Genomic DNA, 15,610 nt, shown 5'->3' on the forward strand with positions numbered 1-15,610 from the left:
GTGCTCGCGCCGCCGAGCGGCAAAAGGCGAAAACGTAAATGGCCGGGAAGCCAGTAGCAGAAGCCGCCGTAAGGCTATCGCTAATCGACCGGATCTCCGGGCCGATTAAGCGGCTACAGGCGCGCCTCGCCGCTCTTAGCTCCCGTCTTGGCTTCGACCGCATCGGCGCGTCCGTGGGGCGCCTCGGGCGCGCCATAGGCGGCCTTGGTGACGGCCTGGCGCGAACGACGGGCCGCCTATCTTCATTCGTCGGACTCCTTGGCCTTGGCGGTGCCGGTGCCGTTGCTGGCGCCTATGCGCTGGCGAAGAGCGCTTCGGACCTCGGCAGCGAGATCGGCGAAGCCGCGTTCAAGCTCGGGGTCGGCGTCGAGGCGCTGCAGGAATACCGCTTCGCCGCCAAAATGAGCGGCATAGAATCGGAGTCCCTGACCAAGGGAATTCAAAAGCTCGGGATCAATGCGTCTGCCGCGTCTCGCGGAAATAAGGCGCTCGCGAAGGACTTTAAAGCGCTCGGGGTTGTCCTCAAGGGGCCAAACAAGCAGCTTCGTTCGACCGAGGACATACTGAACGACACGTTGTCCGCGCTCGCCCGCGTCAAAGATCCGCTTCGCCGCAACGAGCTCGCGTTCAAGCTCTTCGGCAAGTCCGGCGTCGATATGGTCAAGATGCTTACGGACGGCGCGGATGGGCTCGCCGAATTGAGGGCCGAGGCTCGGCGCACCGGGAGCGTCATGAGCGCTCGCGCCGCAGCGGCGGCCGATGAATTCGGCGACAACCTCGACGCGCTGCTAGTCCGGGTGAACGGCCTCAAGCTGTTCCTCGGCGTCCAGCTTTTGCCGGTCATGAACGAAATGATCGAAGCGACCACGAAGTGGTTTGACGCGAACGCAACCTTGGTTCGGTCCACTATCTCGGATTGGGTCAAGACCTTCGCGGGTGTCCTTCGTGACCTCATGAATCCGGCGTCGGATATCCGGCAGGAAATCAGCGGCATCGCGGAAAACTTTACGGCCTTCCTGGCCGCCATCAAACCTGTTGTGGATTTCCTCGGCGGGCCGATGCAGACGACCCTCATTGTGCTCGGCGCATGGACGGCGGCGCCGCTCATCACCGCTCTAACGGCCGTTGGTGCCGCCTTTGTGACCCTAGGCATCACCATCATGGCGACGCCGGTCGGATGGTTCCTCGCCGCCGTCGCGGCCATCGCTGGCGCCGCCTACCTGATCTATACGAATTGGGATTCCATCGCGAAGTTCTTCGGTGATTTCTGGGATTATGTCACCGGCCTGTTTGCGTCTGCCGTGGCCTATATCCAATCGATTCCCGGCAAGCTCTATGACGTCGGGGCCGCCATGGTGGACTCCATCTGGCAAGGCCTTAAATCGAAGTGGGGCGATGTCGTGGCGTGGTTGAAAGGCGCCGTTGCGGACCTCATTGGCTGGCTTCCCGAAAGCATCAAGTCAACCCTCGGGTTTGACCTCGCCACGGTCGCACCGAATGCGGCGGCTGGCGATGCCGGCGCCAGGGTTGGCGGGATGGTTAAGAAGCCGCCAGCGGAACAGCGGCCGGCGGCGGCGCCAGCGTTCGCCCCGAGCGTCAAGCCCATGGAAGACGTGACCGCCGGGTTTACGGCGGCCTGGCGCGACCTGATGAAACCGATTGGTGACCTCGGCAAAGCGACCGAGAAGACGGACAAGGTCGAGGCCGGGACGGTCACCACGAACAGCTTCGTGATGCCGGAACCGCTGATCGCCCATGAGCCGCAGACCGTCAACGCGCCGTTCAATGTTGGCGGTGTCACCGTCAACGTCCAGGGCATGACGCCGGCCGAGGCGCAAGGCATGGTCACGCGCGCGCTCGGCGCGGCGGCGGCGCAGCACTCGGCCAACCTCCAATCAAGCCTGTCGGATTGATGCGATGTCGATAATGATGGGTCTTGGTCCGTTTCGTTTCAGCCTGTCCACGGCGGCCTATCAGGCGCTTGAGCGCTCCGATGAATACAGGTGGGTTTCCCAGGACAGAATCGGGCGCCATCCCGCGATGCAGTTCATCGGCGCCGGCCATACGTCGTTCCTCTTGAGCGGCACGATCTACCCGGCCTTTCGCGGCGGGCTCGGGCAATTGAACGCCATGAGGGCCATTGCCTCGCTTGGTCAACCGAACATGCTGGTTTCTGGTCTTGGCCGGATTTTCGGATTGTTCGTGATCCTTGGTGTCGATGAAACGCAAACGTTCTTTCTGGACAACGGCGCGCCCCGAAAACAGGAATTCAATATTGACCTCAAAAGCTATGGGCCAGATGGCGGATAAGCCAGCTTTCCCGGATCGTGGGTACGACCGGCGGCTCGGGTCGAGTACAGTGTTTGCCAATTGCAAACAGGTGGCTTGTGGACCTTTACCGCGCCAAAGACGGCGACATGGTCGATGAAATTTGTTGGCGCTTCTATGAGAAGGGCCAGCAACCGCTTGCTGTCGAACGCGTGTACGAAGCAAACCCCGGCTTGGCGCGCCTCGGGCCGGTACTCTCGGCCGGAACTCTGGTCAATCTGCCGGAACTTCCGCGCCCGGAAGCCACGCCAATAATTCGGATTTGGGGTTGATATGACCCCGTTCGCTTCCTTCTCGTCCGATGGCAAAGACATCACCGGCGGGCTCGCCGACCGGCTCTTGTCGGTGGAGTGCCATGACGAGGCGGAAGACAAGTCCGACCGGGTCACGATAGAACTTGACGACCGCGCCAGGTGGAGCGACGGAGCCGTAGCGGCGATGCCGCTTATCGGCTCGACCGTCACTGTGACCCTCGGCTATCGCGAAGGCGAAGCGGTCACCTTCGGCCCCTACCTTATCGATGACCTCGACGTTTCCTCGCCGCCTCGGGTGCTGAAAGTCACAGGCAGATCTGCAGCGATGCCGAAGTCGTTCCGGACGCCGAAGACCAAGAGCTATCATCAAAAGACGCTCGGCGCGATCATGTCGGAAATCGCCGGCCGGAACGGATATGAGGCCAGGATTGACCCCGCGTTGTCCGGCATCGTCATGCGCCATATTGACCAGCGCAACGAGTCGGACATGTCCTTTGCGACTCGCCTCGCCGCCGGGCATGACGCCGTGGCGCGCCCCGTGGCGGGCAAGCTTGCGGTGGCGAAGCGCGGAACTGCCAAGGCGGTCACAGGCGAAGCCCTGGCAACGGTCACGCTTATCGAAGCGGATTGCTCGACCTGGGCGTTTAAGTATTCCGCCCGAGACGAAGCGGGTGAAGCCAACGGCCTTGATGGCGGCGGATCCACCGCACAAGGCGCCGCCGGTGCCGCCGGCAACACCGCCGCCGAGCAAGCCGAAGGCGAATACATCATTGATACCCAGGACGACGCGCCAACCGATGCCAAGGGCGGCGTCCGTGCCTTCTGGACGGATCTTCGCACCGGCGAGCTTAAAGAGGCCACGACCGGCGAAGAGCCGTTCCATGACCTCCGTTACACCTATCACAACGAAGCCGAGGCACAGGCCGCCGCCGAGTCGTATGGCAACAAGAGCGCGCGCGGCAAAGCTTCATTCTCTTGCACCATCGGCGGCCGTCCATCGGTCCAGGCCGAGGCAAAGCTAATCCTGTCCAACTTCCGGCCGTACATTCCGGCGGAATGGCGCATCAAGAGCGCGACGCATACCTTCTCGGCCAGCGGCGCCTACACGACCGCCATCGACGCCGAACTGTTCACCGAGGCGCAGGCCGATGTCCCGGCCGGCGTCAAGAAAACCACGCCAACCGACGACGACAAGATCGACCCGGACGCCCCGGCGGAACCGGTGGAATCCACGCCGCCGACCGATGGTTTCATTATCGATGTTCCGAGCTAGGGGCGCGCCATGAAGCTCATCAGCAATTGGCGAAAAGTGGTCTGCCGCGCTTGGTCGTTCCGCCTCAACGTCGCCGCCGTCATCGCCGCCGTGCTCGGCGCCATCGATACCGCGTGGCCGTTTTTCTTCGGCTACCTCCCGATTGATCCGCCCGTGTTCGGCATGGTTGCCGGCCTGCTCTCACTCGCGGCGGCTATCGCCCGCCTCATTCCTCAAGAAACCGTTTCAGGGAAACCCTCAGATGCCAATCAATAAGATCAAGTCTAGCAACCGCGCACGCAACGCAATTGCCGCCGTCATGGCGGTCGCGACCCTTGTCGGCGGCCGTTACATGGTTGCGAAGCCCGAGCCAATCCCGGCGGCGGTGCGGCTCGCCGTCGACGCCGCAATCATCCCGTGGGAAGGCCTGGTGCTCAAGTCACATTGGGACCGGTACGCGAAGATCTACGACATCTGCTACGGCGAAACCAAAGGCATCGGCCCCGGCATGACGAGGACGAAAGCCGAGTGCTATGACATGCTGATCTCACGCGTAACCAACGACTATTATAAGCCGTTGACGAATTGCATCACCGGTTTCGATAGCAAGCCGATCAGCCTTCAAGCCACTCTCATTTCCGGCGCCTATAATTTCGGGGTCGGCGCCGCCTGCAAATCATCGGCGGCACGCTTCACCCGCGCGAACAAATACCGCGAGGCGTGCGAAGCGCAGACCGCTTTCAACCGGGCCGGCGGGCAAGTAGTCAAAGGCCTCATCAATCGCCGCGAAATGGGTGACGCCCAACGTATCGGCGAGGCCGAGCTTTGCGTGTCGGGGCTTCGCTGATGCAAATCAAGCTCATCATCGCTGGCCTCGTCGCGCTCGCCTTCCTCGGGCTCTTTAGCGCGGCGGCCGTCTATCGGGGAAACGCCATCAAGGCCGAGGCGGAAGCCGCTCGGGTGCAAGCTTCTCTCGACCTGGCGCTCGATGCCAACAAGGTGAGCGTTGACACCATTGACAGGATGCAAAAGCAGGATGCCGCCAACGACAAGATCGCGGCGGACCTAGCCTTGAAGCTTGCCGCCGCGAACACCGCGCTAATCGAAACAACCACGGCTCGGGCCGACCTGAAAGGCAAAGATGAAAACGTCCGCTCTTATCTCGACGCTCCTGTCCCTGACAGTTTGCGCCGGCTGTACGACCACTAGCCCGCCGGTTGTGGTCAAGACTGTGACGGTTCGGGAGAAGGTGCCGGCGTATCTGATTCAGCCGTGCCCGAAGCGCTGGCACAAAAAGGGCGGCCCCGAGAAAACAGAAGATTGGATCGTGCGCGGCGACGTCAACGGCGCCGGGCTCGATACGTGCTCGGGCCAGGTGGATGGCGTCCGCGAATGGAATGCAGGGCTCTAGCTATGGCGCAAACCTCCGTCGAGCGCACGCTTGGTATCTTGCTAGCCAAGGTCGAGGGCATCGAAAAGAGCATTGCGGACGGCGACAAACATCGCGCCGTAGTGCATCGCCGCGTTGACGAGGTCGTTGAAAGCATCGGCGAGCTAAGCGTCGAAGTCGCCGCCATGAAGGGCGATGTCAAGGACTCCAAAGCGATCACCGACGAGGTGAAGCAATGGAAGCAACGCGGGATCGGTGCGCTGTTCGTGTCTGGCATAGCTGGAACGGCCCTCGGCGGCGTCGCCGTTGGGTTCCTCGCCTATTGGTGGGAAGCGATCATGCGCGTTGTACGCGCCGCTTAGAAAGCGGGTCTAGGCCTAAAACTAGTGAGCAGTGGGACTCGGGAGCAGCGGCGTGCTCTCCCCCGCCATATCAATCGATTTTATCCGACGTGTCACATCCGCGTGATCTAGCGGCGCCCAATAAAACCGACTAAGGGGGAGCGCGGGTTTGGGGGAAAATTCTCGTGAATAGCCAAAAAGACGCAGAGCGTATCCGTGCCGAAATGTTGATCGCACAGGCGATATACGACGCCATTTGCGAGATGAACGGATCTTCGTACAGGCAAGACAAAGCACCTTTGCGGTGGGATACTTCGTCAGGCCAACCATTGAGCCTGATGAGTATTGACGGCTTTTTCGAATTGCGGGAACTCGCCCGGCGCATAGCATCGAAGATCGACACGCCTGCGCTCATCAGTCTCAAAAGCCTCACCGCGCGGCCGTCAAAAAAGATTGACTTTCACTAGGGTAGATTTGCCATCGGAAGCGGGATTGACCACTACGCCGCTTTCTTAGGATATTCTATGATCCTGGCTGGCAAGTGAGCCCGAGCCGAAACCGGCAGCATCAAATACATGCGCAGGAATTGTATCGCATAGAACGGCGGGGCGCCGCTGTCCTTCCGCGCGGTAAGCCAGCGATTCACTTGAACCGGTGTCTTGCCGAGCAAGCCGGCAAGCTGTTTCTGTTCAAGCCCCGATTTCTCAAAGAGCAATTCGAATTCGCGCTGGTCGTCGGCTGCAGTGTTCATGCGCTGAATATACATTGTGCATAGTTTTCATTCAACGCCGCAATACCGCAACCTTGCCGCCGCCGGTCATAATTTCCTTGACCTGTTCCGCAGCGGTGTCCGCCATCTTTTGCGCGGCGCCGGTAAGCAGGAAGGCGTAACGCTTGGTCGTTTGCGGGTCCATGTGCCCGAGCAAGTTCCCGACGTGGGATAGCTCGAGTCCACCCGATAGGCCGGCCGATGCGAAGAACCGCCGAAGATCATGGCGCACCAAGTTTTCGGTGATGTTCGCGGCGGCCATAAGCCGTTTCCATGGGTGCGTGACGTTCACCATATGGCGACCGTGAAGCCTGCCGCAGATGATGTAAGGGTTGCGCCGCAGGCGCGGAATGTCCCTCAAGACTTCGCGTGCGAGGGCGGACAGCGGAAGGATCTTTACGCCGCTCTTCGAGTCCGGCAAATGGAGCCCATCCGGTTTCACCCAATCCCAACGCGCGTGCATGATCTCGGTTAAGCGAGCGCCGGTGAAGCATAGGAGTTCCACCAGGCCGACGAAGTGCGGGTCGTTCTCGCGCATCGCATTGAGGGCGATCAATAGCCGGATAGCCTCATCAGCTTGCGGCAACCGTTTCCGCTTCCGTTCCTTGTACCGCTCGACATGCACCGGGTTGGACTTGCGGGGCCGCCACCCCCATTTTTCGGCCAGATTGAAAGCCTTGTGCAGGCAGGCCGCGACCCGGTTCGCTTGGTTCGGCGTCGCCTTCATCTTGTGGTGCAAGGCCTCGATATGAGACTCCGCGACGTCCGCCACCGCCATGTCGGGGCCGAGGTGAGGGATGATGTGATTGACATAGAGCGCGGCGACGTCATCGGCCCACGATTTCTTGTTCTTGGTCGCCGAATGGCGTTCCGCGTGCCATTCGCGCAATTGATCGATGGTGGGCCGACTCGCGGCCGTTGCCTTTTCCCCGGCGGGGTCTTCGCCCTTGGCAACCCGCGCCAAAACGTCTTTCGCATTGGTGCGGGCAGCGGTGAGCGTGACGAAGCGGACGTCGCCGATTTTGTAGGCGCGTTGTTTTCCGGTCTTGGTCCTATAGGAGAGGTAATAGACGGCCTTGGTCGCGAGGTAGCGAAGCCGAAGGCCTGGCACCTTCGGGTCGTTCCATGCCGTGCCAGGGGCGCCCGAGGCGGCCGGCCGGTCCTTTTCCTCGGCCATACTACACGCGCATAGGCATGAGCACGGCAAACTCGCCGGCAGGGCCGCCCGAAACGTTCACCATGAGCGGGTCGCCCGAGCCGGTGAAGCCAAGCCGAATCCGCTTCGCCCCGAAGGCCTTTGCCATGTCCGCGAAATAACGGCTGTTCACGCCGAACGCGTCGACGCCCTCGGGCGTCTCACCACGGAAGACGGCGGACACCTCGCCAAACTCGGGGTTGTTTGCAGAAACAGACATGCCGCCCTCGCAGGGTTTCACCTTGACGGCAACTCCCCGCTCCCGCCTCACGCCGCCCGAGGCGCGGTGAAGCCTTCCGATCTTGCCGGCGTCCAGTTCGAATTCCTTAAACGGACCTTTGGGGACGACCCGCCGCCAGTCGGGGAAGGTGCCGTCGATCAACTTTGTTCGAATGACAGTGTCGCCGAAACTCAATTCAGCTTTCATGTCATCAACGGAAAGCACGACCTCTTTACCGGCGGCGAGGTGTGCGACCGCCTTGATCGCGGCGCGGGGGATGATGACGGTCGGCCGGCCCACGATATTGGCGGTCGTCTTCGTCTGGCGCGAGCCGAGGCGGTGGCCGTCCGTAGCTATGGCCCGCAACATGCCGTCATCGTCAACGCCGAATTCGAAGGCGACGCCGTTGAGATAGTACCTTGTTTCCTCGGTCGACACGAAAGGCAAGGTGAGGCCGAGAAGCCATGACATAACGCCCTCGGCGAGCGGGATGCGGCGGAAGCCGGCGTCGGAAAATTTCGGGCCGGTGAGGCGCGGCGCCTCGTCGGCAGGCATCGGGATTATGGCGGCGCTGAAATCGCCACAGGTGAAGGTGACGCGTTCGTCGGTGGCCGCCTTGCGAATCTCTACGACCTCGCCATCGGCGCCGTTCATGAAGGCCGCCAGGGTGCGCAGCGGCACCGCGAACGCGTCGCCAGAACCAAAAGAGGAAAGAGCCGGCAGTGTCGTTTCAATCGCCATGTCGATATCGAACAGCGAGACGCCGAGGCGTTGTGCGGGGGCATCCATGGAAATGGTAACGCATCCGAGAATCGGAATTGTGTTCCGGGGCTCGCTGTATGGCATGAGGGCCGACAGCGCGCGACGGAACGGGGCGGCGTCCACGTCAACGGAAAAGGCGGGGCCTGCCTTGGCGGCCTTGGCAGCGGCCTTGCCGCCAGATTTCGAGGCGGTAGCTTCGTCGGTATGGGCGTGGGTATGTTCAAGCATGGCGATCCTCATTGATCTTTTGCAAACATCGGTATGCATCATGAATACGAATGCGTTTGCGTTTTGTCAACGTCTGCCAACACATTGCCATCAAATTTTTGGCAGCGGGTGCAAATAGGTGATATCGGATGAGTTATGAAAAGCGCGGAAACGATACGCTTTGAGGCCGTTCGGGCACGGCTGGAATGGCTGGCGCGATAACTCTTAATCAGCGGGTCACAGGTTCGATCCCTGTCGCACCCACCAAAGATTTCAAAGACTTAGGTGGAAAGACCCTGAAACAGGGTGAGAACGTGAGGCGGTAAAATGCCGTCTCACGCCCCGTGTCGAGCCGATGCGTGTGTCGCCTCTCCCGAGTTTGCGAACATTTACTTCTCCGAAACACCAGCCTCCGCAAAACTTGCCATGCGGGCGTGGCATTCGAGTGCGGAGCGGACGATGTTGACGGCGAGGCAGGCGCCTGAGCCTTCGCCGAGCCGCATGCCGAGGTCGAGCAGCGGCGGCAGGCCGAGCGCCTCGAGCAAGCGGCGGTGGCCGGATTCGGCAGAGACATGCGCGGCGAGCGCGTGGGCGAGGCCGGCAGGGTGCAATTTCGCCAGCGGTGCGGCGGCGGCGGTGCAGACGAAGCCATCGAGCAGCACCGGCACGCCTAAATGGCGCGCGGCCAGCGTCGCGCCAAAGATGGCGGCGAGTTCGCGCCCGCCAAGGGCGGCTGCGATCTTCAGCGGGTCGGCAAGCGCCTCGGCGTGGCGCTTGAGGCCGGCCTCTATGGCGGTGATCTTGCGTATCAGGCCGGCATCGTCGACGCCGGTGCCGCGCCCGGTCCATTTTTCCGCGCCGCCGCCAAACAAGGCGGCCGAAATGGCGGCAGCCGGCGTGGTGTTGCCGATGCCCATTTCACCGAAACAGACGAGATCGAGGTCTTTCGTCACCGCGCCGTAGCCGGCCGAGACGGCGGCGAGGAAGGCTTCGTCGTCCATCGCCGGCACTTGCGTGAAATCGCCGGTCGGACGATCGAGATCCAGCGGAATGACATCGAGTTCGGCACCTGCGATGCGGGCGAGCTGGTTGATGGCAGCACCGCCGCTGGCGAAATTCGCCACCATCTGCACGGTGACCTTCGACGGGAAGGCGGACACGCCCTGTGCGGTGACGCCGTGGTTGCCGGCGAATACGAAGACTTTGACGCGGTCGAGCTGCGGCATGTCGCGGCCTTGCCAGCGGGCCAGCCAGGCGGCGATGCTCTCCAATCGGCCAAGACTGCCTTGCGGCTTGGTCAGCGTGTCCTGGCGGCGGGCAACGGCACTGGCCGCGGCGTCGCTGCCCGCAGGCAGATCGAGGCAGGTCGCGCGCAGTTCATCGAGCGATTTGAAAGGCATGGGGGCAAAGTCTCCGAAACAGAGTCAGGAAAGGGAAGCGGAAGCGACGAGCAGGATTGCGATTTCGCCAAGCTGCTGCAGGGCGCCGACCGTGTCGCCGGTCTGGCCGCCGATCTGGTTGAGGCAAAGCGCGCGAAACGCGGCAAACAACAGGCCGAGCAGGATGAATGCAGCGACCGCGCCACCGAACCCTAGCGCCAGCAACGCGACGGCGCCGAGCACGGCACCGGCAATGGCAGTTTCGGCCGACACGGTGCCTGCATCGGCCGAGAGGCCGTCAGCGCGAGCCGCCGGCAACAGATGCATGAACGCGCCGAACAAGCTGCGCGAAGCGGCATGCGCGGCGATGAGAGCCAAGAACACGTAGACGGGGCTGGCGAATTCCGAAAGCACGCTCCAGCGCATCAGCAGCGAGATGCCGAGAGCGCAGGCGCCAAAGGCGCCGATGCGGCTGTCGCGCATGATCTCCAGTTTCTTGTCGCGCGTCTTGCCGCCGCCAAAACCGTCGGCGACATCCGAAAACCCATCCTCGTGCAGGCAGCCGGTGGCGAGCAAGGTTGCGGCAAGGGTCAGTGCCGCTGCCGGGCCGGCGGCAAGGCCGAGCCAAGTCCCGACCGCGTAAACCAAGGCACAGATCAGAGCGACGGCGAGGCCGGCGACCGGCGCTGCCCAGATCGCGTCGGCAAGGCTACGGCCGCGAAAATCTACGACCGGTACCGGCAGCCGGGTGAAGAACACGAGGCAGAGCGCGATATCATCGAGGATTTGCCGAGGCGAGGGGATCTGGAGTTTGAGCATGATCTATACCGAAAACCGGTTCCCACTTTTCGCTGACGCGGTCCTTCGGTTCGGGATCATGCTCTCGCCTCTCGCAATGGCATGGAAGAACGTGCCGCTGACATGGCCGCGCCGATAGCCGGAGGCGCCGAGCGGATTGCCCTGGCCATCAGCGAGGTCGGCCAGCGGTTCGTCATTGCCGGTCGCGGTCATCTGCGCATAGTGGAATTCATGGCCGCGGATCAGCATGCCTTGGGCTCCCAGCGGGCAATCGGCCCGCAGCCGCGCCTCGCGGTAGCCGAGATTCATCTTCCGTTTGGCAAAGCTGGTCGAGTGACCGAGCAGGCCGAGCATCCTGTGCGTCTCGCCCGATGCATCCTCCAGCGCCTCGCCGAGCACCATGAAGCCGCCGCACTCGCCGTGCACCGGCCGTGTTGCGGAAAACGCTTCCATGCCGGCCCTGAAATTCGCAGCCGCCGCGAGGCGGCCGGCATGCAGCTCGGGATAGCCGCCGGGCAGCCAGCAGACATCGCAATCGTCGCTGGGCGCTTGGTCGGCGAGCGGCGAGAAGGGAATGATTTCCGCCCCGGCCTTGCGCCAATGCGTGGCGACATGTGGATAGAGGAAAGTGAAGGCGGCGTCCTGCGCCAATGCGATGCGCTGGCCGGGCGGCGGTAGCGCATCGCCGAAACTGCCCGATGCAGGCGCGAATGGCGCCGCCAGCGCCATGATAGCGTCGAGGTCGAGCGAGCGTTCGACCATGTCGGCCAGGCGGTCGAGATGCGCCATCAAATTCTCATATTCGCCGGCCTGAACGAGGCCGAGATGGCGCTCCGGCAGGTTTAGCGTCGGGTCGCGCAATATGGCACCGACCACCGGCAGACCGATTGCCTCGATGGCGTCGCTGCAGAGCCGGCGGTGGCGTTCGCTACCCAGCCGGTTGAGCACGACGCCGGCCATGCGCACATCGGGATCGTATGTAGCAAAACCCTTGGCGACGGCCGCCGCCGTGGTCGACTGCCCGGAGACGTCGAGTACCAGCAGCACCGGCAGGCCGTAGAGCCGGGCAAGGTCTGCGGCTGAGCCGGTGCGGCCCGGAGCAGCAGGAATGCCGTCGAACAGGCCCATCGCGCTTTCCAGGAAGACGAAATCGGCATCTTCAGTCGCGTCACCGGCCAGCGCGTTGAGCAACGCAGGCGGCATCGCCCAGCTGTCGAGATTGACGCCGGAAAGGCCTGTCGCGGCGGTGTGGAAGCCTGGATCGATATAGTCCGGCCCGGATTTGGCGCCGCGCACTTTAAGGCCGCGCCGGGCGAGCGCGCGCAGGATTCCGATGGTGACGCTGGTCTTGCCCGAGCCAGAGCGCGGCGCGCCGATGATGATCGCGCGGGTCATGGCTCGCCCGCCAATGCCGCGCGCATCGCAACGATGCCGCCGACGACGATCAGCGCCGGTGAGGTCAACCCGGCTGCAGCCGCTTCCTCGGCGATGGTGGCGAGCGTGGCGACAACGATGCGCTCCTGCGGCGTCGTTGCGGCAACAATCACCGCGGCAGGCGTCGACGGCGCCAGCCCGCCCTCGAGCAGCGAGGCTGATATCAGCGGCAGATTGGCCATGCCCATGTAGACGACAACCGGCTGGCCGGTGCGGGCGATTGCCGCCCAGTCGAGGTCGTCATCGGTGCCGGCGGCGTGGCCGGTCGCCAGGATCACCGCCTTGTTGATGCCGCGCATGGTCGCCGGGATGCCGGCACCGGCAAGCGCGCTGAGGCCCGAGGTCAGGCCGGACAGGACACGGAACGGAATGTTCTCGCGCGCCAGCGCCAGCGCCTCTTCGCCGCCGCGTCCGAAAATATAGGGGTCGCCGCCTTTCAGCCTGACGACGCGCCGGCCTTCGTGCGCCAGCCGCACCAGCAGAGCGGTGATGTCGTCCTGCTTCATCGACGGCTGGCCGCCGCGCTTGCCGGCGTAGAAAAGCTCGGCACTCGCCGCCACTGCCACGACATCGGGAGACACCAGCGCGTCGTAAACGAGGGCATCGCACTGCCCAAGTGCCGCCAGCACTTCCAGCGTCAGGCAGCCGGGATCGCCGGGGCCGGCGCCGGCCAGCCAGACATGACCCGGCTCCAGCTGGCGCGGTTTGAAGTTCAGCCGGGCCAAAGCCTGTTCGATTGTGGTGTTTCCGCCTCTGTTTCCGGTGCCGTCGTTCACAGTCCATCCCGTCCGCGAAAACGCCGCTGGTAATGGGCGTCGTAAAGTGAACTCTCGCCAAAGCCTTCCGCTGCCAGCGAGCGGCCGACGAAGATGATCGCCGTGCGTTCCATCGGATCGGCGGCCAACTGCGCCTCGATGGTGGCCAGTGTGCCGGCCAGCACGCGCTCGTCCGGCCAGGAGGCGCGGAAGACGACCGCTACCGGGCAGTCGGCGCCATAGAATGGCGTCAGCTCGGCGACGACGCGGTCGATGGCGTGGATGGCAAGATGAATGGCCAGCGTCGCACCAGTGCGACCGAAACCGGCCAGGGTTTCGCCGGGCGGCATTTTTGACGCACGGCCGGAGATGCGGGTCAGCACCAGGCTCTGCGCGACTTCAGGAATGGTCAGTTCGCGGCGTAGCGCTGCGGCTGCAGCGGCGAACGAGGGCACGCCCGGTGTCAGTGTATATGGGATGCCGTGCTTTTCCAGCCGGCGGATCTGCTCGGCGACGGCGCTCCACACTGAGAGATCACCGGAATGCAGGCGCGCGACATCGTGGCCGGCCTGGTGAGCCGCCAGGTACTCGGTCTCGATCTCGTCGAGCGACATCGGCGCGGTGTCGATCAGTTTCGTGCCAGGTGCGCAGTGTTGCAGCAGCTCGGGAGCGACGATCGAGCCGGCATAGAGGCAGACCGGGCAGCTTGCCAGCAGCCTGCTGCCGCGCAAGGTGATGAGGTCGGCCGCGCCCGGTCCGGCGCCGATGAAGTGGACGGTCATGCCGCGTCTCCGCTGATGGCGATGGCGCAGGTGACCGGGCCAAGCACAATGCGCGGCCCAAGCAGTTTCGCGTCTTTTCCGGCAGCGGCAAGCGCGGAGGCTTCGGATACCGACGGCGTGCCGGCACGCTCCTGCGACAGGCTCGAGCGGCTGATTGCGCGCGACGACGCGGCCTTGAGCGCATCGTCCTCGACAATGATCACGGGCAGGGCGAGCTCGCGCCCGGCAGAGAAGATTGCCCGCTCGTTCTGCTTCAGAGAAGCAGTTGCGAGCGCCGAAAGCGCCGTCATCGCCAGCCCGTGCGCTTCCAGCGCGGTTTCAATGACGGCAAGCACATCCCTTGCGCTGACGCCCTTGCGGCTGCCGATGCCCGCGACCATCATGGCTTGACCCAGCTCCATTGGGTGACCGGCATCGCTGGCCGCCAGGCCTGCATCGATCCGACCGGTGACACACGCGATAGCGCGATGCGGGTGAGATCGCCGCCGAGCGAAGCGTGATGGACAAGCAGCAGCGCCTCCATCTCCAGCGTCACCGCATTGGCAACCAACCGGCCGCCAACACGCAGGGCCTTGATGGCCGCGCCCAGCACGCCGCTATCGCTGCCGCCGCCGCCGATGAAGATCGCATCCGGCGTGCCTAGCTTGGCAAGCGCCTTTGGTGCCGAGCCTTCAACGACGACAAGGTCGGGCACGCCACAGTGTGAAGCGTTGCGGTGGATGCGGGCGGCGCGGGTCGGATCGGCCTCGACGGCAATGGCGCGCAGCGAGGGATGGGTCAGCATCCATTCGATGCCTATCGAACCGGAGCCGGCGCCGATATCCCACAGCAACTCGCCGCGCCTGGGGGCGAGGGCGGACAGGGTAATCGCGCGGATCTCGCGCTTGGTGATCTGGCCGTCATGCTCGAACAAATGGTCGGCAAGGCCTGAGGTCAGCGGCAGGACGCGTGCTTCTGGAGTTGAGTCAACTTCGATCGCCAGCACGTTGAGCGGGTTGATCATTTCGAGATCGAAGGCGTCCGCGCGCGCCGAGCGCAGCTTTTCGTTCGGGCCGCCCAACGCCTCCAGGATCGTCAGTCGCGAGGCGCCGAAGTCGAGTTCGGTCAGCAGGCGCGCAATCGCTGCTGGTGCATCGCCGTCCGAGGTCAGCGCAAGGATGCGGGTGCCCGGATGCAGCAGCGGCCGGATCAGGTCGAGCGAGCGGCCATGCAGCGAAATGGTCTCGACATCCTGCAGCGCCCAGCCGAGGCGGGCGGCAGCCAGCGACATGGCCGAAGGCGCAGGGATGACGCGCATCTCGTCAACCGCAACCTTGCGGGTAAGGGTGACGCCGACGCCGTGGAAGAACGGATCGCCGGAGGCCAGCACGCAGACCTTTTTGCCCGCAAGTGCCAGCACGTCGCGCATCTCCGTATCGAAAGGGGTCGGCCAGGCGCGGGCTTCGCCTTTGGCGAGTGACCCGACAAGGGCAAGGTGACGCGTGCCGCCGAAGACGAATTCGGCCTCGGCGATCAACAGCTTGGCCTCGTCACCGAGACCCGCTACACCGTCCTCGCCGATGCCGACGATTGTGAGCCATTTGGGTGTTGGCTGTTTATTATTTGACATGCCGCGCCGCCCCCCATCCGCCTGCCGGCACCTTCTCCCCGTATAGTGACGGGGAGAAGGGAACTGGCCGCAACGCTGGCGTCCCCCTCTCCCCGTCCTTCACGGGGAGAGGGTAAGGGTGAGGGGCTGCTCGGC

At 63.6% G+C, this 15,610-nt stretch carries 20 protein-coding genes; 10 read left to right on the forward strand and 10 right to left on the reverse strand.

The annotated features are described in order from the left end of the window. Positions 1-38 precede the first annotated feature (38 nt). From EJ075_RS24140 to EJ075_RS24185, 10 genes are all read left to right on the forward strand, one after another. On the forward strand, positions 39-1,913 hold the full coding sequence (locus EJ075_RS24140) for a hypothetical protein (RefSeq protein WP_126106030.1): 1,875 nt from the start codon (positions 39-41) through the stop codon (positions 1,911-1,913). Positions 1,914-1,926: 13 nt separating this feature from the next. After that, entirely contained in the window at positions 1,927-2,310 is a 384-nt protein-coding gene (locus tag EJ075_RS24145; protein WP_126106031.1) for a phage tail protein, read from the forward strand. 59 nt (positions 2,311-2,369) lie between these two features. Continuing rightward, the gene (locus tag EJ075_RS24150) at positions 2,370-2,600 is read left to right on the forward strand and encodes a tail protein X (protein WP_281033474.1); all 231 of its coding nucleotides are present in this window, start codon (positions 2,370-2,372) and stop codon (positions 2,598-2,600) included. Between the two features lies 1 nt (position 2,601). Next, complete coding sequence (locus tag EJ075_RS24155) at positions 2,602-3,855, forward strand: contractile injection system protein, VgrG/Pvc8 family (RefSeq protein ID WP_126106033.1); 1,254 nt, start codon at positions 2,602-2,604, stop codon at positions 3,853-3,855. 9 nt (positions 3,856-3,864) lie between these two features. Continuing rightward, positions 3,865-4,110, forward strand: a complete 246-nt coding sequence (locus tag EJ075_RS24160; RefSeq protein ID WP_126106034.1) for a hypothetical protein — start codon at positions 3,865-3,867, stop codon at positions 4,108-4,110. Further along, entirely contained in the window at positions 4,097-4,681 is a 585-nt protein-coding gene (locus EJ075_RS24165) for a lysozyme (RefSeq protein WP_164547173.1), read from the forward strand. Before EJ075_RS24160 ends, EJ075_RS24165 begins: the two co-directional genes overlap by 14 nt. After that, positions 4,681-5,043, forward strand: a complete 363-nt coding sequence (locus EJ075_RS24170; protein WP_126106035.1) for a hypothetical protein — start codon at positions 4,681-4,683, stop codon at positions 5,041-5,043. The genes EJ075_RS24165 and EJ075_RS24170 overlap by 1 nt, the downstream gene beginning before the upstream one ends. Before the next feature lie 22 nt (positions 5,044-5,065). Then, positions 5,066-5,245 carry a hypothetical protein gene (locus EJ075_RS24175; RefSeq protein ID WP_126106036.1) on the forward strand — a complete coding sequence of 60 codons (180 nt, stop codon included), beginning with the start codon at positions 5,066-5,068 and terminating at the stop codon, positions 5,243-5,245. 2 nt (positions 5,246-5,247) lie between these two features. Then, positions 5,248-5,586: a DUF1515 family protein gene (locus EJ075_RS24180; RefSeq protein ID WP_164547174.1), complete on the forward strand. Its 339-nt coding sequence runs from the start codon at positions 5,248-5,250 to the stop codon at positions 5,584-5,586. Positions 5,587-5,750: 164 nt separating this feature from the next. Beyond that, positions 5,751-6,032: a hypothetical protein gene (locus tag EJ075_RS24185; protein WP_126106038.1), complete on the forward strand. Its 282-nt coding sequence runs from the start codon at positions 5,751-5,753 to the stop codon at positions 6,030-6,032. A 32-nt stretch (positions 6,033-6,064) separates the two neighbouring features. On the opposite strand, the gene EJ075_RS24190 is transcribed toward EJ075_RS24185, so the two are convergent. The 10 genes from EJ075_RS24190 to cbiE all read right to left on the reverse strand — a co-directional run bounded on the left by EJ075_RS24190 (position 6,065) and on the right by cbiE (position 15,475). Beyond that, on the reverse strand, positions 6,065-6,331 hold the full coding sequence (locus EJ075_RS24190; RefSeq protein WP_126106039.1) for a hypothetical protein: 267 nt from the start codon (positions 6,329-6,331) through the stop codon (positions 6,065-6,067). Positions 6,332-6,347: 16 nt separating this feature from the next. After that, complete coding sequence (locus EJ075_RS24195; RefSeq protein WP_126106040.1) at positions 6,348-7,511, reverse strand: site-specific integrase; 1,164 nt, start codon at positions 7,509-7,511, stop codon at positions 6,348-6,350. A gap of 1 nt (position 7,512) precedes the next feature. Continuing rightward, complete coding sequence (locus EJ075_RS24200) at positions 7,513-8,739, reverse strand: DNA polymerase III subunit beta (protein WP_164547175.1); 1,227 nt, start codon at positions 8,737-8,739, stop codon at positions 7,513-7,515. 368 nt (positions 8,740-9,107) lie between these two features. Beyond that, positions 9,108-10,118 carry a nicotinate-nucleotide--dimethylbenzimidazole phosphoribosyltransferase gene (gene cobT, locus EJ075_RS24205; RefSeq protein WP_126106042.1) on the reverse strand — a complete coding sequence of 337 codons (1,011 nt, stop codon included), beginning with the start codon at positions 10,116-10,118 and terminating at the stop codon, positions 9,108-9,110. Between the two features lie 24 nt (positions 10,119-10,142). Beyond that, positions 10,143-10,916 (reverse strand): adenosylcobinamide-GDP ribazoletransferase, encoded by a 774-nt coding sequence (locus EJ075_RS24210; RefSeq protein ID WP_126106043.1) that lies wholly within the window; start codon positions 10,914-10,916, stop codon positions 10,143-10,145. A gap of 3 nt (positions 10,917-10,919) precedes the next feature. Beyond that, the gene (locus EJ075_RS24215; RefSeq protein WP_126106044.1) at positions 10,920-12,290 is read right to left on the reverse strand and encodes a cobyrinate a,c-diamide synthase; all 1,371 of its coding nucleotides are present in this window, start codon (positions 12,288-12,290) and stop codon (positions 10,920-10,922) included. Continuing rightward, positions 12,287-13,105: a uroporphyrinogen-III C-methyltransferase gene (gene cobA, locus EJ075_RS24220; RefSeq protein WP_126106045.1), complete on the reverse strand. Its 819-nt coding sequence runs from the start codon at positions 13,103-13,105 to the stop codon at positions 12,287-12,289. The genes EJ075_RS24215 and cobA overlap by 4 nt, the downstream gene beginning before the upstream one ends. Next, entirely contained in the window at positions 13,102-13,866 is a 765-nt protein-coding gene (cobM, locus tag EJ075_RS24225; RefSeq protein WP_126106046.1) for a precorrin-4 C(11)-methyltransferase, read from the reverse strand. The genes cobA and cobM overlap by 4 nt, the downstream gene beginning before the upstream one ends. Further along, positions 13,863-14,249, reverse strand: coding sequence for a cobalamin biosynthesis protein (locus EJ075_RS24230; protein ID WP_126106047.1), 387 nt, complete (start codon positions 14,247-14,249; stop codon positions 13,863-13,865). Before EJ075_RS24230 ends, cobM begins: the two co-directional genes overlap by 4 nt. Next, positions 14,246-15,475 (reverse strand): precorrin-6y C5,15-methyltransferase (decarboxylating) subunit CbiE, encoded by a 1,230-nt coding sequence (gene cbiE, locus EJ075_RS24235; protein ID WP_126106048.1) that lies wholly within the window; start codon positions 15,473-15,475, stop codon positions 14,246-14,248. The genes EJ075_RS24230 and cbiE overlap by 4 nt, the downstream gene beginning before the upstream one ends. Positions 15,476-15,610 lie beyond the last annotated feature (135 nt).

The sequence above is a fragment of the Mesorhizobium sp. M6A.T.Cr.TU.016.01.1.1 genome (assembly GCF_003952585.1).
GTDB lineage: Bacteria > Pseudomonadota > Alphaproteobacteria > Rhizobiales > Rhizobiaceae > Mesorhizobium > Mesorhizobium mediterraneum.

Coding starts and splice junctions, on each gene's coding strand:
- EJ075_RS24140 (WP_126106030.1), top strand. CDS start 39: ATGGCCGGGAAGCCAGTAGCAGAAGCCGCCGTAAGGCTATCGCTAATC.
- EJ075_RS24145 (WP_126106031.1), top strand. CDS start 1,927: ATGATGGGTCTTGGTCCGTTTCGTTTCAGCCTGTCCACGGCGGCCTAT.
- EJ075_RS24155 (WP_126106033.1), top strand. CDS start 2,602: ATGACCCCGTTCGCTTCCTTCTCGTCCGATGGCAAAGACATCACCGGC.
- EJ075_RS24160 (WP_126106034.1), top strand. CDS start 3,865: ATGAAGCTCATCAGCAATTGGCGAAAAGTGGTCTGCCGCGCTTGGTCG.
- EJ075_RS24165 (WP_164547173.1), top strand. CDS start 4,097: ATGCCAATCAATAAGATCAAGTCTAGCAACCGCGCACGCAACGCAATT.
- EJ075_RS24170 (WP_126106035.1), top strand. CDS start 4,681: ATGCAAATCAAGCTCATCATCGCTGGCCTCGTCGCGCTCGCCTTCCTC.
- EJ075_RS24180 (WP_164547174.1), top strand. CDS start 5,248: ATGGCGCAAACCTCCGTCGAGCGCACGCTTGGTATCTTGCTAGCCAAG.
- EJ075_RS24190 (WP_126106039.1), bottom strand. CDS start 6,331: ATGTATATTCAGCGCATGAACACTGCAGCCGACGACCAGCGCGAATTC.
- EJ075_RS24195 (WP_126106040.1), bottom strand. CDS start 7,511: ATGGCCGAGGAAAAGGACCGGCCGGCCGCCTCGGGCGCCCCTGGCACG.
- EJ075_RS24200 (WP_164547175.1), bottom strand. CDS start 8,739: ATGCTTGAACATACCCACGCCCATACCGACGAAGCTACCGCCTCGAAA.
- cobT (WP_126106042.1), bottom strand. CDS start 10,118: ATGCCTTTCAAATCGCTCGATGAACTGCGCGCGACCTGCCTCGATCTG.
- EJ075_RS24210 (WP_126106043.1), bottom strand. CDS start 10,916: ATGCTCAAACTCCAGATCCCCTCGCCTCGGCAAATCCTCGATGATATC.
- EJ075_RS24215 (WP_126106044.1), bottom strand. CDS start 12,290: ATGACCCGCGCGATCATCATCGGCGCGCCGCGCTCTGGCTCGGGCAAG.
- cobM (WP_126106046.1), bottom strand. CDS start 13,866: ATGACCGTCCACTTCATCGGCGCCGGACCGGGCGCGGCCGACCTCATC.
- EJ075_RS24230 (WP_126106047.1), bottom strand. CDS start 14,249: ATGATGGTCGCGGGCATCGGCAGCCGCAAGGGCGTCAGCGCAAGGGAT.
- cbiE (WP_126106048.1), bottom strand. CDS start 15,475: ATGTCAAATAATAAACAGCCAACACCCAAATGGCTCACAATCGTCGGC.